This is a genomic window from Streptomyces sp. NBC_00859 (assembly GCF_045161865.1).
In the GTDB taxonomy this organism is placed as follows: Bacteria; Actinomycetota; Actinomycetes; order Streptomycetales; family Streptomycetaceae; genus Streptomyces.
This window is the reverse complement of the sequence record NZ_CP108826.1, coordinates 7,256,182-7,271,772: the sequence shown is the minus strand read 5'-3', so window position 1 is coordinate 7,271,772 and position 15,591 is coordinate 7,256,182. Positions and strand designations below refer to the sequence as shown.

At 71.9% G+C, this 15,591-nt stretch carries 14 protein-coding genes and 1 pseudogene; 9 read left to right on the top strand and 6 right to left on the bottom strand.

Annotated elements, in window-relative coordinates:
- Positions 1–77: 77 nt before the first annotated feature.
- Both OG584_RS32050 and OG584_RS32045 read left to right on the top strand, forming a co-directional pair.
- On the top strand, positions 78–683 hold the full coding sequence (locus OG584_RS32050) for a hypothetical protein (protein WP_405783073.1): 606 nt from the start codon (positions 78–80) through the stop codon (positions 681–683).
- An 89-nt stretch (positions 684–772) separates the two neighbouring features.
- Positions 773–3,205, top strand: coding sequence for a right-handed parallel beta-helix repeat-containing protein (locus OG584_RS32045; protein ID WP_405783071.1), 2,433 nt, complete (start codon positions 773–775; stop codon positions 3,203–3,205).
- Here the strand turns inward: OG584_RS32045 and OG584_RS32040 are convergent.
- Complete coding sequence (locus OG584_RS32040; protein ID WP_405783069.1) at positions 3,165–5,591, bottom strand: hypothetical protein; 2,427 nt, start codon at positions 5,589–5,591, stop codon at positions 3,165–3,167. The genes OG584_RS32045 and OG584_RS32040 overlap by 41 nt on opposite strands.
- Before the next feature lie 216 nt (positions 5,592–5,807).
- Here OG584_RS32040 and OG584_RS32035 point away from each other — a divergent pair, with 216 nt between their 5' ends.
- Positions 5,808–6,638: a DeoR/GlpR family DNA-binding transcription regulator gene (locus tag OG584_RS32035; RefSeq protein ID WP_405783067.1), complete on the top strand. Its 831-nt coding sequence runs from the start codon at positions 5,808–5,810 to the stop codon at positions 6,636–6,638.
- Positions 6,639–6,795: 157 nt separating this feature from the next.
- Positions 6,796–7,497 carry a dienelactone hydrolase family protein gene (locus tag OG584_RS32030; protein WP_405783065.1) on the top strand — a complete coding sequence of 234 codons (702 nt, stop codon included), beginning with the start codon at positions 6,796–6,798 and terminating at the stop codon, positions 7,495–7,497.
- A gap of 62 nt (positions 7,498–7,559) precedes the next feature.
- Here OG584_RS32030 and OG584_RS32025 read toward each other — a convergent pair whose 3' ends face one another.
- Entirely contained in the window at positions 7,560–7,958 is a 399-nt protein-coding gene (locus OG584_RS32025; RefSeq protein ID WP_405783063.1) for a hypothetical protein, read from the bottom strand.
- 211 nt (positions 7,959–8,169) lie between these two features.
- Here OG584_RS32025 and OG584_RS32020 point away from each other — a divergent pair, with 211 nt between their 5' ends.
- Positions 8,170–8,643 carry an SRPBCC family protein gene (locus tag OG584_RS32020; protein WP_405783062.1) on the top strand — a complete coding sequence of 158 codons (474 nt, stop codon included), beginning with the start codon at positions 8,170–8,172 and terminating at the stop codon, positions 8,641–8,643.
- A 26-nt stretch (positions 8,644–8,669) separates the two neighbouring features.
- Here the strand turns inward: OG584_RS32020 and OG584_RS32015 are convergent, their stop codons facing one another.
- The gene (locus OG584_RS32015; protein ID WP_405783060.1) at positions 8,670–9,803 is read right to left on the bottom strand and encodes a PLP-dependent cysteine synthase family protein; all 1,134 of its coding nucleotides are present in this window, start codon (positions 9,801–9,803) and stop codon (positions 8,670–8,672) included.
- Positions 9,804–10,025: 222 nt separating this feature from the next.
- On the opposite strand from OG584_RS32015, the gene OG584_RS32010 reads away from it, so the two are divergent.
- A complete protein-coding gene (locus OG584_RS32010; RefSeq protein WP_405783058.1) occupies positions 10,026–10,337 on the top strand; it encodes a hypothetical protein in 312 nt (103 codons plus the stop codon).
- A gap of 140 nt (positions 10,338–10,477) precedes the next feature.
- Positions 10,478–10,975, top strand: a complete 498-nt coding sequence (locus OG584_RS32005) for an ATP-binding protein (RefSeq protein WP_405783057.1) — start codon at positions 10,478–10,480, stop codon at positions 10,973–10,975.
- Positions 10,976–11,034: 59 nt separating this feature from the next.
- Here the strand turns inward: OG584_RS32005 and OG584_RS32000 are convergent, their stop codons facing one another.
- Positions 11,035–11,325, bottom strand: coding sequence for an SHOCT domain-containing protein (locus OG584_RS32000; protein ID WP_405783056.1), 291 nt, complete (start codon positions 11,323–11,325; stop codon positions 11,035–11,037).
- A gap of 244 nt (positions 11,326–11,569) precedes the next feature.
- On the opposite strand from OG584_RS32000, the pseudogene OG584_RS31995 reads away from it, so the two are divergent.
- Positions 11,570–11,692: pseudogene (locus OG584_RS31995) on the top strand (3-deoxy-7-phosphoheptulonate synthase); the annotation flags it as partial.
- A 110-nt stretch (positions 11,693–11,802) separates the two neighbouring features.
- Here the strand turns inward: OG584_RS31995 and OG584_RS31990 are convergent.
- Positions 11,803–12,651, bottom strand: coding sequence for an NAD-dependent epimerase/dehydratase family protein (locus OG584_RS31990; RefSeq protein ID WP_405783054.1), 849 nt, complete (start codon positions 12,649–12,651; stop codon positions 11,803–11,805).
- Positions 12,652–12,792: 141 nt separating this feature from the next.
- Positions 12,793–14,040, bottom strand: a complete 1,248-nt coding sequence (locus OG584_RS31985; protein WP_405783052.1) for an MFS transporter — start codon at positions 14,038–14,040, stop codon at positions 12,793–12,795.
- Between the two features lie 80 nt (positions 14,041–14,120).
- Between OG584_RS31985 and OG584_RS31980 the strand changes: the two genes are divergently transcribed.
- Positions 14,121–15,539, top strand: a complete 1,419-nt coding sequence (locus tag OG584_RS31980; protein WP_405783050.1) for a PLP-dependent aminotransferase family protein — start codon at positions 14,121–14,123, stop codon at positions 15,537–15,539.
- Positions 15,540–15,591 lie beyond the last annotated feature (52 nt).

The window sequence follows — 15,591 nt, the reverse complement described above, 5'->3', positions numbered from 1 at the left end:
TCTTCCTCGCTGCGCCCCAGTCGTACGCAGGCCGTGCCCGGTGAGGTCTTGACGGATGCGGAAGGGGGTGCGGGACCGTGCGAGCGGCAGTCGGCGTGTGGCGTTGGCGGCGCAATCCCCTGCGCCGCGGGACCGACCTCACCGAGGCTTGGGTGGCGCTCGTCGCGGTGCTGCTGATCGCCGTCGCGGGACCGGTCACCGGATGGCTCTGCGGCGCCCTCACCGACAGCGTGCTCCAGGACACCGCCCGCGTCCAGCGCCTGCACCGGCACATGACGACCGCCACCGTGGTGCGTGCGCTTCCCCACCGGTCGGTCGTGGCCAACCCGGACGGCATCACGGACGCCGTGCCCAGCGGCCGGGCCGCCGCCGTCTGGACCGGCGTGGACGGCAGCCGTCACCGCGGGGCGCTGGCCACCTTCAAGGGGGACAACCGCCCCGGCGACCGCTTGCGCATCTGGACCGACGACCGCGGACATATCGTCAACAGACCGATGAAGCCTCGCACGGTGCGGGCACACGCCGTACTGGCGGGGTTCGGCGCGGCCGCCGCGACGACGGGGTTCATAGTCGTCGGACGCCGTCTCATCGTATGGCGGCTGATACAGCGGCGGTACGTCAGACTCGACCGCGCGTGGAGTGAAGCCGGTCCCGACTGGGGACGCACCGGCACAGGAAGCTGAGACCGGCTCTCGCGTCAACTCCCGCCTCCCGCGCGCGCTACGGTGGGGCCACATCCGTCGGGTACACGAGGTGGGGGCACAACAGCGCCATGGCACAGGGCACGGTCCAGGTGACGTACACCGGAACATCGAGGTGGCGGCGCCGCACAGGCGAGTACGCCTCCCTCTCCGCAGCCCTGGAGGCCGCCGGCGACGGCGACGTCCTGACGGTCGCTCCCGGCACGTACCGGGAAAATCTCGTCGTCCAGCACGCCATCACGCTGCGCGGGACCGAGGGCGCGGTCGGCTCCGTGCGGATCGCTCCCGCCGACGGCATCCCGCTCACCGTGCGGGCATCCGCCGTCGTCCAGGACCTCCAGGTCGAGGGCCAGGACTCGTCCGCACCCGCCCTGCTCGTCGAGGAGGGCACCCCCGAGCTGCTCGATCTGCGCGTCGTCACCCGCTCTGCCGTCGGCATCGAGGTGCGGGGAGCGGCCCGGCCCACCGTGCGCCGCTGCACCGTGGACAACCCGGCGGGCGTCGGCATCGGCGTGCTGGAAGGCTCGGGCGGGGTGTTCGAGGAGTGCGAGGTGGTCGCGGCCGGTCAGTCGGGCCTCTCGGTGCACGGCGGGGCGCACCCCAGAATCGAGCGCTGCCGGATCCATCACGCGTCCGGGGCCGGGCTGAGCGTCTCCGGCGAAGGCAGCGGCCTGGAGGCCTTCGGATGTGAGATCTACGAGGTAAAGGGCAGCGGCGTCCAGGTCGCCGCGCGCGCGTCCGCCCATCTCACCGACTGCTCCGTCCACCGCACGTCGGCCGACGGGATCACTCTGGACACGGACGCGGTCCTGACGCTCTCGGACTGCGACATCCATGACATTCCGGAGAACGCGGTCGATCTGCGGTCCCGCTCCGTGCTCACGCTCACACGGTCGACAGTCCGGCGCTTCGGGCGCAACGGCCTTTCCGTCTGGGATCCGGGCACCCGGGTGGACGCCAACCAGTGCGAGATCCACGACAGCACGGGCGACTACCCGGCCGTGTGGGTCAGCGACGGGGCGACGGTCGTACTGGACTCCTGCCGGGTGCACGACGTACCGGACGCGATCTTCGTACTGGATCGGGGTTCCCGCGCCGACGTGGTCGACAGCGATCTCTCCCAGGTGCGCAACACGGCGGTGTCGGTGAGCGACGGCGCCACCGCGCAGCTGGACGACTGCCGCATCCGGGAGGCATCCACCGGTGCCTGGTTCCGTGATCACGGCAGCGGCGGCACGCTCAGCGGCTGCACCATCGACGCGGCGCAGACCGGTGTCATCGTCACCAAGGGTGCCGACCCGAGGATCGAACGGTGCACCGTGACCTCGCCCACGGAGGCCGGCTTCTACGTCTCGGCCGAGGGGCGCGGCACTTTCCACAGCTGCCGGGTGACGGGGAGCGCCGGTTACGGCTTCCATGTCATAGACGGCTGCCGTACGACACTGACCCGCTGCCGTACCGAGCGGTGCGCGCGCAGCGGCTACGAGTTCACCGACGGCGCCCAAGGCGCGGGCGGCCCCGTCGCGGAGGAGTGCACCAGCGACGAGAGCGGACTGCCGACGGAACCTCAGGCACCCCCTGCCGTGGTGGCGACCGCGACACAGACGGCCGGGCTGCTCGGCGCCCTGCCCGGCCAGCGGCCGGCCCCTGCCACCGCTTCCGCCCCCACCGCCGCCCCCGCGGACGAGCCCATACGCTCCTCGGTGGACGTCCTCGGTGAACTCGACACCCTGGTGGGCCTGGAGAGCGTCAAGCGCGAGGTCCGCGCCCTCACCGACATGATCGAGATCGGCCGCCGGCGGGCCGCCGCGGGCCTCAAGGCCGCCTCCGCCCGCCGTCATCTGGTGTTCACCGGCTCCCCCGGTACGGGCAAGACGACAGTGGCGCGGCTGTACGGCGAGATCCTCGCGTCGCTCGGGGTGCTGGAGCGCGGACACCTCGTGGAGGTCTCCCGGGTCGACCTGGTGGGCGAACACATCGGCTCGACGGCCATCCGTACCCAGGAGGCGTTCGACCGGGCCAGGGGCGGGGTGCTCTTCATCGACGAGGCCTACGCCCTCTCCCCCGAGGACTCCGGACGGGACTTCGGCAAGGAAGCCATCGACACGCTGGTCAAGCTGATGGAGGACCACCGGGAGGCGGTGGTGGTGATCGTCGCCGGGTACACCGCCGAGATGAAGCGCTTCCTGGGGGTCAACCCCGGTGTGGCGTCCCGTTTCTCACGGACCATCACCTTCGGCGACTATGCCCCCGAGGAACTGCTGCGGATTGTCGAACAGCAGGCGGACGAGCATGAGTACCGGCTCGGCGAGGGCGCACCGGAGGCCCTGCTGAAGTACTTCACCGTGCTCCCCAAGGGCCCCGCTTTCGGTAACGGCAGGACTGCCCGGCAGACGTTCGAGTCGATGGTGGAACGGCACGCCGGCCGGGTGGCCCAGTTCTCCGAGATGTCGACCGACGATCTCAGTCTGCTGTTTCCCGAGGACCTGCCCGACCTTCCCTGAGCTGTTCCGCCGCTGCCCGGCCGGCACCGGCCTCTCCGGCCGCCGATTGCTGCGGGACCTGCTGGCGGCCCCGGGCCGGCGCCGCCAGCCGGCTCAGCAGCGCCGCACGCTCCTCGGGGAACGCCGGGTCGGCCTGGTAGTCGGAGTGGCCCAGGACCGGGTCCGGCAGAGGGTGTTCGCGGGTGCGGCCGTAGGCGACCGGGTCGAGCAGTGGCCCACGGTCGACGTCTGCGCCGGACATCACCCAGCCCCCGATGGGGTCCGTGGCGCGCCACAGATTGCGCCAGCAGGGCACTTCGCGGTGCAGGGCGTCCAGACAGCCTGCACCGAAGTACGCCGGGAACCACCGCCCGTACAGCCGCTCCAGCGGTGAGCCGTAGGTGAGCAGGGCGACCCTGCGGCGGGTCCGGGCAGGCAGCTGCCAGACCGCGGCGGCGGCCAGTACGCTGCCCTGCGAATGGCCGGAGATGACGAGCCTGCCTCCGGTGATGTCGGTCCAGGTGAACATCCGCCAGGTCAGGTCCGGGACGGCGCGCTCGGCGTAGCAGGGCGGCGCGAAGGGATGCGCCGCACGCGGCCAGAAGGTGCCGACGTCCCAGAGGATGCCGATGCTGCGGCGGGCGGAGGCGTCACGGTAGGCACGCCTGCCCAGGGTGACGAACAGTACGAAGCCGAGGCCCACCAGCCAGGAACCCGCCGCCTGTGCGGCATCGACGGCGGATGCGATGAACGAGGGCGCCGTATCGGCGGCCCGGCCCGGCACCTTCTCGCTGGCCCAGGAGCCGGCGAGCGCGCCCGCTCCCAGCAGCAGGGTGGCCGCCGAGACGATTCCGACGAACGGCGGTGCGGCGTCCGTGAGCTGGGCGCGGGCACGGACCCCGGCGATCTGCCGGGTGCGCACGGTGTCCGGCTCCTCCCCCGGATAGTCCGTCATCAGCGTCCGGGCGATACGGCGCTCACGGCGCTTGGTGCGCAGGGCGTAGTACGCGACCGGGAGCAGCAGCAGGAGCAGCAGGACGGGAATGACGGAGGCCTGCCAGCTGAGCAGCACCGGCGGCCCTGCCATGGAGCTCCTCCTGCCCATGCCGGGGGTGCCGGGTCCGTCGAGCCAGTCGGCGACGCGCTGGGCGACGCCGCCCGTCATCACGCCGCCGAGAGCGCAGGCCAGCAGGGCGACCGCGGGTCCGCCCAGTCCGCGCAGCGCGGTACGGGTATGGGGAGCCCGGCGGTAGAGCGTCATGGCCACGACGGCCAGTACGACCACGAGAGCGAGTTGGGTCAGAGTGAGGATGCCGAAGGTGCGGTCGCCGGGGAGGGTGCCGCTCGACCGCCATCCGGGCCGGGACCATGCCGCGTACACGGCGGAGACCGCGAGCAGGATCAGGGCGCTGACCGGCAGGAGTGTGACGACGGCGCGGTCGAGTTCCTCGTCGAGCCGGGTTTCGGTGCGGCCTCGCCGGCAGACCACCCAGACCACAACTCCTCCTGCCACCAGCAGTGTTGCCTCGAGGAGCCAGCCGATGGCCTCCAGGAGGGTGGCCGAGGAGCGGCGGTCGAAGGCGGCGGCCGCGACGGTGAGCGCGGCGGCCACGGTAAGGAATCCCGCGGCGGTGTGTGCCGCGCGCAGTCGTGCGACGAGCCTGCGCCCGTACCAGAATCCGGGCCGGCCGAGCGCCGGACCTGCCGCAGCCCCGCCACCCCTGTCGGCGTCCTCGCCGCCTCGGGTGGACGCGGGCTCCGTGGCGTCCGGGGCACGGACGTCCTCGCCCAGCGGCTGCTGGGACTCGTAGGCACTCCAGGTGCGGTTGGAGAGATACCAGAGGAGCGTCGTCAGTGCTGCGGGGAGCAGCGCTGCCAAGGCCAGTCTCCGGCCCGGCTGTGCCCACCAGCCACCGCGTGCGGCGGCCAGGAAGCCGAGCCAGGACTTGTCCCCGGAGCAGTCGGCTGACCCCGCGCACTGCCAGGCCGTCAGGTCGAGCGCCACTTCGCAGGCCGCCGCGACGAGCAGCACGGTGAGGGTGAGTGCGATGAGCCGTACCAGCACCCCGTACAGCCTGGCGGCCCGCTCCCCGCCGGAAGGCAGCATCCAGTGGGCGAGGTTGACCACCATGAAGGGGAGCAGGAGCAGCCACAGGGCGCGGGCGCTGTTGCCGGAGGTGAGGTTGGACCAGACATATGCCTCGGGGACCGGCCGGTCCCGGTGGTCCTGCGGGTGCGCGTCCGCGTCGGTGTCGTCGGCACGGCGGTAGACCGCCGCCGTGCCGTCGCCGGTGACCCGTACGGTGCGCGCGTCGCCGAGCATCTCCTGCGGCGTGGCTCCGCCGACGCCGTGGACGAGGAGTTCGACGGCGGGTGTACCGCTCTCACCAGGTGGGGCTGGGGACACTGCGGTGCTCGCTCTCGTGGAGGGGGACGGTCGGCGGTGTGTGCCCAGAATCCTGGACGCCTGCCGCCCGCCGCACGGCTCTCACTGAATCTCCCCCGGAAGAGGGGCGGCAACCAGTGGCACGCCCGGGAACTCTGCGTGCGAGGATGAGGCATCCCCGGTGACCAGGGCGAGCCCCTGGCGCCGCATCGGCGCGTGGAAGGACAGGACCCTGCGGTGAGCGACAATCAGAATCTGCTCGCGGAGCAGCGTCGCGCGCTGATCCTCGACGAGGTACGGCGACGCGGCGGTGTCCGCGTCAACGAGCTCACCCGCAAACTCAACGTCTCGGACATGACAGTCCGCCGGGACCTGGACGCGCTGGCTCGTCAGGGCGTCATCGAGAAGGTTCACGGCGGCGCGGTGCCGGTGGTCGAGGCGTCCACGCACGAACCGGGGTTCGAGGCCAAGTCCGGTCTCGAACTGACCGCCAAGGAGGACATCGCGCGGGCCGCCGCGGCGATGGCCGCCCCTGGCAGTGCCATCGCCCTGTCCGGCGGGACGACGACCTACGCGCTCGCCCAGCACCTGCTGGACGTTCCCGATCTGACCGTGGTGACGAACTCGGTCCGCGTCGCCGATGTCTTCCACACCGCCCAGCACGTCGCGGGCGGAGGAGGTCAGCGGCCGGGAGCGGCGACGGTGGTGCTGACGGGCGGGGTGCGCACGCCGTCGGACTCCCTGGTGGGGCCGGTGGCCGACCAGGCGATCCGGTCGCTCCACTTCGACGTGCTGTTCCTGGGTGTACACGGCATATCGGCGGAGGCGGGGCTCTCCACGCCCAATCTCGCGGAGGCCGAGACGAACCGCAGGTTCGTGCAGTCGGCTCGGCGGGTGGTGGTGGTCGCCGACCACACCAAGTGGGGCACCGTCGGGCTGAGTTCGTTCGCGACGCTTGAGGACGTGGACGCGTTCGTCACCGACTCGGGGCTGTCCGGTGGGGCGCGCGAGGAGATCGCCGAGTACCTGCCGGGGCTGGTAGTGGCGGGCGGCGACAGAACCGTCTGACAGCCGGCACCCCCGCGCCGCCCGCCGGCCCGGATGCACGCCTCATGATCCGCGGCGGCAATCCGGAACGCGTCCGGCCACGAAGGACCACGTGGGGTCCGGGCGGCACGGCTGCACGGACACCTGCGAGGAACCGGCCAGAAAGGAAGTCCCGCGCGTGTCCGAACCGCGGAATGACGGCGTGCAGCAGCCCGCTCTGATAGTCACCAGGCCCTGCGCGGCCCCCCGGGCGGCGGTGCTGCTCCTGCACGGGGGCCGGGCCGACGGGCTGCGGCCACCGCCGCCGTGGAACCTGCCGGAGGCCCGGATGCGGCCCATCGGCGCGCGGGTCGCCGAGGCCACAGCGGGGAACTCCGTGCTGATGGGACGGGTCCGCTACCGGTACCGGGGCTGGAACGGTCCGCGCGCGGACGCCGCGTACGACGCGCGGCGTGCCCTCGACGAGCTCGCCGAGGCCGCGGGTGAGGTCCCCGTGGTGCTTGTCGGGCATTCGATGGGCGGCCGTGCCGCGCTGAGCGCGGCGGACCATCCGCTGGTCCGGGCCGTGGTCGGCCTGGCCCCCTGGTGCCCTCCGGATGAGCCCGCAGGTCATCTCGGCGGCCGTACGGTCGTCCTCCTGCACGGTGACCGCGACCGCACCACCGATCCCGGCGCGAGCGCCGGCTTCGTGCGCCGGGCACGGGACTCCGGTGCGCGGGCGTGTGCTCTCACGGTCACGGGCGGAGATCACGCGATGCTCCGCAGGCCGGGCATCTGGCACGGGCTCACAGCCGGCACTGTCGCAGGCCTGCTGGATCTGGCCGCGTTGCCCAGGGCGGTAAGCGTCGCGCTGGATTCCGAGGCGGCGCAGAAGGTATGACGGCACCGCGCCGGGGCGCGCACGGCGGTCCGGCGGGGCGGGTCCCGGCGGGTGCGGCCGTGTCAGTGCGCTGCCGGGGCTGCGGTGGTCGTGCGTGCGGCCCTGCTCACCTTCTCCGCCCAGACGATCAAAGGCAGTTGGAGCGGCAGCCGGGCGAGAGCCGCCGCCCTGAGCGGCGCGGAGCGGTGCCTCCAGTCGTACGCCATCTGGACGTTCGCGGGGAAGACCGCCGCGAAGAGACCGGCGGCGGCACGCGCGCTGAGACTGCGGGTGGCCGGTACCGCCACACCTGCCGCGAGCAGCAGTTCGACCGCTCCGCTGACCTGCGTGTACGTCCGCGCACTGCCGGGCAGCCAGGGCGGCACCGTCGTGTCGAACTGGCGCGGGGCGACGAAGTGGGCCACTCCCGCGCCGGCCAGGAGCGCGGCCAGGTACTTCGTCGGACGGTCAGCGGCCGGCATGGGACCTCCAGGGTCGGTGCGGTACGACGTGCGCGGTGCACGACTGTGCGTCGGAAGTGATTCTTACTGCGCAGTAGCACGATAGGGAAGCCTCGGACGCGCCCACCGCGCCCGAGGCCGCGACAGCGGCTCTCCGCGGGGCAGACAGCTGATCGGGGGTCAGCTATGGTGTGCGGGCCCGTCTCCCACCGACCCCTGGAGGTGCGGCCCGATGGCTCACCGACTCCGCCCCGTCGGACTCGACTTCGTCGAGACCGCACCGCTGCGCCTGGTCTTCGCCGCTGGGGTCTCCGCGCCGCCGGACGCCGTCTACCGGGCTCTGGCCGATGACGTCGCGGACTGGCCTTCGTGGTTCACCGCGGTGACCATGGCCCGCGCCACCGAGGGCGGCCGGGAGGTTCGGCTCAAGGGCGGCACCCGTTTCCGGGAGTCGGTGCTCGCGGCCGATCCCGGAACCCGGTACGCCTACCGGGTGGACGAGACCAACGCGCCTGGTCTGCGGGCCCTGCTGGAGGAATGGCGGCTCACCGCGACGGACTCCGGGACCCGCGTCCAGTGGACGTTCGCGGCGGACGGGCCGGGGGCCCTGCTCGCCGGAATCCGGCTCGGAAGGTCCGGCCTGGGGCGGGCCTTCCGGGACGCCGCGCGCAAGCTGGACAGCCGTATCGCGCCGGCCACCGCATAGACCCTCACCTGCCGGGGCCCGCGGCGTCACTCGGTCCAGACGCCGGTGACCAGCAGCCGCTCGATGGCTGCGGTGTACGGCGAGATGTCGAGGCCCTGCTCCTCCAGCCAGCTGTCGGAGTAGTACTTGTCCAGGTAGCGGTCCCCCGGATCGCAGAGCAGCGTGACCACACTGCCCGTGCGCCCCTCCGCCACCATCTCGGCGACGATCTTCAGCGCGCTCCACAGCCCCGTGCCCGTCGATCCGCCTGCCTTGCGGCCGACGACGCGGTCGAGGGCGCGGATGGCGGCGACGCTCGCCGCGTCCGGCACCTTCATCATCCGGTCGATGGCGCCCGGCACGAAGCTCGGCTCCATCCGGGGCCTGCCGATGCCCTCGATCCGCGAGCCGCAGTCACTGGTCGCCGAAGGGTCGCTGCGGGTCCAGCCGTCGAAGAAACAGGAGTTCTCCGGATCGGGGACACAGATGCGGGTGTCGTGCTGCATGTAGTGCACATAGCGGGCGATCGTCGCCGATGTACCGCCCGTCCCTGCGGTCGCGACGATCCAGGCGGGCTCCGGATACCGCTCCAGCCTCAGCTGCTGGTAGATGGATTCGGCGATGTTGTTGTTGCCGCGCCAGTCCGTGGCCCGTTCCGCGTACGTGAACTGGTCGATGTAGTGGCCGCCCGTCGATGCGGCGAGGGAGCCCGCCTCCTCGTACATCCTCCGGGAGTCGTCCACGAAGTGGCACTGCCCCCCGTGGAACTCGATCAGCCGGCACTTCTCGGGGCTGGTGGTGCGCGGCATGACGGCGATGAAGGGCACGCCGATGAGCTTGGCGAAGTACGCCTCGGACACCGCTGTCGAACCGCTGGACGCCTCGATGACCGGCTTTCCGGGCCGGATCCACCCGTTGCAGAGCCCGTAGAGGAAGAGCGAGCGGGCGAGCCGGTGCTTCAGGCTGCCCGTGGGGTGGGTGGACTCGTCCTTGAGATAGAGGTCGATGCCCCACTCCTCGGGGAGCGGGAACATCAGCAGATGCGTGTCAGCGGACCGGTTGGCGTCGGCCTGGACCTTGCGGACGGCTTCTTTGAGCCAAGCCCGGTACTCCGGATCGGTACGATCCACATCGGCGGTCGGCGCGGCTCCGCCTTCCGGTCCCAGTTCGCTCTTGCTCACGTGCGCCGCCCCTCATGGCTTCCACTCCGGTCTACATTCGTGACCATACCCGCCCCACCTGCACAAACGTTCACTTTGACCCCCCATAGGGCTGACTTGTGGGAACCGGGCACACACCAGCACAGGCCAATACGGCCCGGTTGCGCTCCGTGGGCTGGTGCGCAGGCCCGCACCCCGGCACACTTCCCGGAGGGGACCGATCGGAAGAGGGCGGGGAGAGCCATGTCAGAGGCTGAGTTCACTGCGACGGGCGTACGGATCGAGCGGTGGACCCGCTCGCTCACTCGGGCCGGACAGGTACTGATCAAGGACGGCAGGCTGGCCCTGCTCACCAGTAGCGGGCGGGAGATCGACAGCGCCCCGCTGACCACAGTCAGCGCGGGAAAACCGTGGTTCGCCAAGGTCGGCCGCATGGTCGCGACCGTAAACGGAACGCGTTACCGGCTGACCATGGGCCAGCGGAACATGCCTCTCGACAGCTCCCGGTCCGTCGCCGGATTCCTGGACGCGGTACACGGAGACAGCAGGCACTGACGCGAACGCGAGTTGCGAAGGCGCAACCCCTGGGTGACGCTGGTCTCACATCACTAACGGTTTACCGGCGGTCACAATGAGACCAGCTCCCCGCCGGGCCACTTCGTCTTCTTCCGGACCTCATTCGGGGAGTCGCAGCCGTGATCACCCAGCCAACCAGGCATTGCGCAGTAGAACTTCAAGCCCTGCCATCACGTATCGGGCAAGTCCGCAGAATCGTATCGGCGCAGCTGCGCTACTGGCATCTCGATCCTCTGATCGACCAAGCAGCGCTGGGCGTCACCGAATTGCTGACCAACGTCCACCGGCATGCCCAGCCGGACAAACTGTGCACCGTCGAGATGGATCTCCTTCTCGACCGGCTCACCGTCTCCGTCCATGACCACGACCCCCGAATGCCCCTGGTCCGCGACGCCGAGCAGTTCGCCACCTGCGGGCGTGGCCTCTCGATGATCGCCGCTGTCAGCGAGAGCTGGGGCGTACGGCCGCAGGGGGTGACAGGGAAGATCGTGTGGTTCACCCTGCCCGCCACTCCGCCCGCCACCCCTCTCGCCCATCGCGCCCCGGTGTACGGGGCGACGACATCCGGACCGTTCGCCGACGACCGTCCAGCGGCTCAGTCCGCCCTGGTGGGCTGAGCGGACGCCGCACAGCCGTGGGGTGCACCGCGGAACGCGCCCCACGGCACGGTGACGGGTCAGCGAGGCCCGTTCCCGGACATGGGACCGAACTGCTCCTCCAGGACGGACAGCCGGCGCCAGTACTCCTCCTCTTCGATCTCGCCGGAGGCGAACCTGCGGCCGAGAATCGCGAGCGGTGCGTGCCCGCCCTGCACGGAGCGCGTCGAGGCGGGTCCCTGCCACGGCCCCCGTCTGCCGCGCCACACCGTGCGGCGCAGGACGGTGACGACCGTGAGGACGACGGCCGCCCAGAAGATCGGGAGGAGCAGGATCCACGGTCCGGGCCCTGCGAAAGCGAGCGTGTTCATCTCGGTTCATCTCCTCGGTCGGATTGGCCCTGCTGACACCGAGCCTCCCTCCGCGGGCGCCCCACGGCGTCGTACGGCCGGTGGCTCCACGACTGCGCCGACGGGAGTACGAAGGGCCTTCGCGGGCTGCTCCCCCGGAGCGGCGGACCCCGGCGGCAGTGGAGAAGTGCTTCCTGCGCTCAGTGCAGGTCCTGGGCGAGGCCGTCGACACCAAGAACTGCGACTGCGTGTACTGGGCTGACGTATGCGGCTCTCCGGCGAGCGGGGGACGGAGCGCGTGGGCGGTGGGGTGAGGGCTGGTGATCTGCACCGGCGGTACGGGACCGTCTGCGATCCACGGCTCAATGACACGCAGGCGCTCGAACCTGCTCTCCTCATAGGCGAGTTGATGGGCGAGGGCGGACCCGGACAGGGCCGGTGCGTGGGTACGCCACTGGGGGAGCCCGGACACGGCTCCCCCAGGAGCGCTCGCGGCGGTCAGCCCTGCGCGCCGAATCCGGTGCGCCAGCTGGGGTGTTCGGGCTGCCAGCCACGTGACCGGGCAAGGGAATTGTCCGCTCCCCTCTCCCAGCCGGCACCGCCGGACGACACCCCGGGGGACGGGGAACCCAGCGCCTGGGCCAGCACCGGGACCCACGCGTGGGCCGGGGCGGGCTCGTCGTCGACGATGTTCACCGGTCCGTTCGGCCACTTCAGGGCCAGGACGGCGGCCTGTGCCGCGTCCTGGACGTGCACGAACGAGGAGACTCCGTCGTTGGCCGGCAGCTGGCCGACGGCCAGCTTCGCGGCCATCAGACCGCCGGGTGCGAACCAGGTGCCGGGGCCGTAGAGGGTGCCGTAGCGCAGCACGACATGCCGGGGCAGTTCCGCAACGGCGCTCTCCAGGGCCTGGATACCACCGATGGTGGTGGCGCGCGGCAAGGCGGCGTTCACGTCGAGCGGGTTGTGCTCCCCGGCCGGTCCGGTGTCCGGCCTGTAGGCCCAGGAGATGGACTGCGCGACAATCCTCGACACGTCCGCCCGTTTGGCGGCGTCCACCAGGTTGCGCGTGCCTTCGATGCGGATCCGGGCGTTGTCGGCTGGGCTTCCGGCCGCGAGTGAGGTCAGCTGGTGCATCACGGCGTCCGGCCTGTGCTCGGTGACGGCCCGGACGACGCCCTCGGCGTCGAGGACGTCGAGGAGCACACCCTGGGCGCCCATGGCGTGCAGCCTCTCGACTCCCTCCGGGGTCCGGGTGGCTCCGACGACGTCATGGCCGTCCTGGACGAGCAGAGGGACGAGGTGGCGGCCGATAGCGCCGGTGGCACCGGCGACGAAGATGCGCATCAGTTGACTTCCCGAGAGGTCATGGGGTGGGTGGTCGCGCGGGATCGCGCGTGGTCGAAGGCTCCGCGACAGGGCCGGGGGCCGGAAGGTACGCCAGGTACCGGATGCACGGGGCACGGGGTTTCGCAGGGGCATGGGCTTTCACGGGGGCGGGGCGGCCGTCCCCGCGGGCGTCCGGTGGCGTTCGGTCAGCCAGAGCAGCAGCGCGGCGGCGGTCAGGACGCCGCCCGCGGCGCACACACCGCCCCAGCCCGCCGCCGTGTACAGGCTCACGCCGAGCGCCCCGCCCACCGAGCCGCCGAGGAAGTAGGAGGTCATGTAGGCAGTGGTCACCCGGGACCTGATCCGGGCCGGGTAGCCGTAGATCCGCGCCTGGTTGAGTACGTGGACGCCCTGGACGCCGATGTCGAGGACCAGGATGCCCGCGATGAGCAGGACGAGGTTGCCGCCACCGGCCGTCAGGGCCCAGGCGGCCCCGACGACGAGCAGCAGGACGCCGGTCGCGGCGTGGGCGACGCCCTTGTCCTGCAGTCGGCCGGCGGGCTGTGCGCAGGCCGCGCCGGCCGCGCCGAGGAGCCCGAACAGGCCGATCGCGGCCGCGGAGTAGTGGTGCGGAGCGCTGCTGAGCATGAACGGCAGTGCGGTCCACAGGAGTTGGAAGCAGCAGAAGCCGATCGCGCCGATCGCCATCCGGCGCCGCAGGAAGGGCTCGGTGCGCACCAGGGAGCCGACCGAGGCGAGGAGCCGCCCGTAGCGGGCGCCGCGGGTGGCGGGCACGTCGGGCATCCGAAGCCGCAGGGCCACCGCGAGTACGGCGATGACCACGGCGGCCAGCCCGTACACCCAGCGCCATCCGACGGCCTGGTCGACCGTGCCGGCGACGGTGCGTGCCAGCAGGATGCCGAGCAGCAGGCCGGTCATGAGGGTACCGACCACCCGGCCGCGCTGGTCGTCCGCGGCGAGTGTGGCCGCCGCCGGTATGAGGATGTTGATGGCGGACCCGGTGATGCCGACGACGGTGAGGACGGCGATCAGGGTGAACGCGTTCGGCGCGGCCGCCGCGCCCGCGAGTGCCAGTGCGTCGACGGTGAGCATCACGGTGACGACGCTGCGCCGGGCGAGCAGATCGCCGAGCGGGACCAGGAGTACCAGGCCGGCGGCGTAGCCGAGCTGGTTGAGGGTGACGGCCAGGCCCGCGGTGGAGGAGGAGATGTGCAGACTCCGGGTGAAGTCCGGCAGGAGCGGCTGCGCGTAGTAGTTGTTGGCCACGATCAGTCCGCACGCCACCGCGAGGAGCAGCACGAGCGAACGGGGGATGCCGGAGCCCGGCGCGGCTGCCGTTCCCGGATCGGGCTGTCTGGTGTCCCCGAGGGGTTGACGGATGCTCATGCAGGAAGGCTAGGCAATAATCAGTCCAGAACTCTGAACCAAAAAAGCTGCCTTGGATTGGACCAAATATGGATGGCGTGGTGTCCGGGCAGTCCATGGGGTCCAGGCTCGACCTGTTGATCGATGTGGCGCCGCGCGGGGGCAGGCGCCGGGCTGTCGAGGACGGGCTGCGGGCCGCGATCAGGGACGGCAGGCTGGTCGCCGGCGTCCGGCTGCCGTCCACCCGGGACCTCGCGGCGGAGCTGGGCCTGTCCCGTGGCACGGTCAGCCAGGCCTACGAGCAACTGACCGCAGAGGGCTGGCTGGTGGCGCGCACGAAGGCGGGCACCCGAGTGGCGGACGGAGCGGCGGCCAGCGTGGTGCCGGTGGCCGCGCCGGATCCGGTCGCCGTGCCCGTGCCCCGCCACGACCTGAGCCCGGGGCGGCCGGACGTGTCCTCCTTCCCGCGCGTGGAGTGGGCCAGGGCCGTGCGCCACGCCGTGCATGAGGCACCGGCGGAGGCCTTCGGGTACGGGGATCCGCGCGGTCGGCCGGAGTTGCGCAGCGCGCTGGCCGGGTATCTCGGGCGGGTCCGCGGGGTGCGCGTGGACCCCTCGCACCTGGTGGTGTGCTCCGGCTACACCCAGGGGCTTGGGCTGCTCGCCGGCGTACTGGCCGAACTGGGCGTCCGTACAGCGGGGATGGAGAATCCGGCGGTGGGCGACCATGTCTCGATCGTCAGGCCCCGGATGGCGGTGGCGGACGTGGCGGTCGACGCGCAGGGACTGTGTGTCGGGGACCTCGAACGGTCCGGCGCGGGGGCGGCGGTGTGCACCCCGGCCCACCAGTTCCCCCTGGGGGTGGGGATGTCGCCTGGGCGCCGGGCCGAGCTGCTGGCCTGGGCCGGCGGGCGCGGGGCCTGGGTCGTGGAGGACGACTACGACGGCGAGTTCCGCTACGACCGCCGTCCGGTGGGTGCCCTGCAGCCGCGGCTGCCGCACCAGGTCGCCTATCTGGGCACGACGAGCAAGTCGCTGGGCCCGGCGGTCCGGCTGGGCTGGATCGCGTGCCCGCCGGCCCTGCTCGAGCCGCTCGTCGAGGCCAAGCGGCTGGCGGACCGGCAGACCGGGCCGATGGACCAGCTCGCCCTCGCCCACCTGATCGGGTCGGGAGCGTACGACAGCCATCTGCGTACGATGCGCCACGTCTACCGGCGGCGGAGGGACGACCTGGTGGCGGCGGTCGGGACGGCGCTGCCGCGGGCCCGGGTGACGGGGATCGCGGCGGGGCTACACGCGATGGTCGAGCTGCCGCCCGGCCCGTCGGAAGCGCACATCACCGCGGCACTTCAGGCGGCCTCCATCCGTGTGCAGACCTTGGGGGACTACACACGCGGGGAACGGGAGGCGGGAGCCACATCGCTGATCGTTGGCTACGCGACGCCTGCCCCCCATGCCTACGCGGGTGCGGTGGAGGCGCTGGTGCGGACGGTACGGGGGGTGCTGGGGCGGGCGGCGTGAGGGGGCCGTGTCCGGGTCAGGTCGCCGCGGACCGCGGCCCGGAGCGGTCCGG

Bases quoted from the DNA above. Each gene is read 5' to 3' on its own strand.
- OG584_RS32045 (WP_405783071.1), top strand. From the start codon at position 773: ATGGCACAGGGCACGGTCCAGGTGACGTACACCGGAACATCGAGGTGG.
- OG584_RS32025 (WP_405783063.1), bottom strand. From the start codon at position 7,958: ATGCCGGCCGCTGACCGTCCGACGAAGTACCTGGCCGCGCTCCTGGCC.
- OG584_RS32020 (WP_405783062.1), top strand. From the start codon at position 8,170: ATGGCTCACCGACTCCGCCCCGTCGGACTCGACTTCGTCGAGACCGCA.
- OG584_RS32010 (WP_405783058.1), top strand. From the start codon at position 10,026: ATGTCAGAGGCTGAGTTCACTGCGACGGGCGTACGGATCGAGCGGTGG.
- OG584_RS32000 (WP_405783056.1), bottom strand. From the start codon at position 11,325: ATGAACACGCTCGCTTTCGCAGGGCCCGGACCGTGGATCCTGCTCCTC.
- OG584_RS31990 (WP_405783054.1), bottom strand. From the start codon at position 12,651: ATGCGCATCTTCGTCGCCGGTGCCACCGGCGCTATCGGCCGCCACCTC.
- OG584_RS31985 (WP_405783052.1), bottom strand. From the start codon at position 14,040: ATGAGCATCCGTCAACCCCTCGGGGACACCAGACAGCCCGATCCGGGA.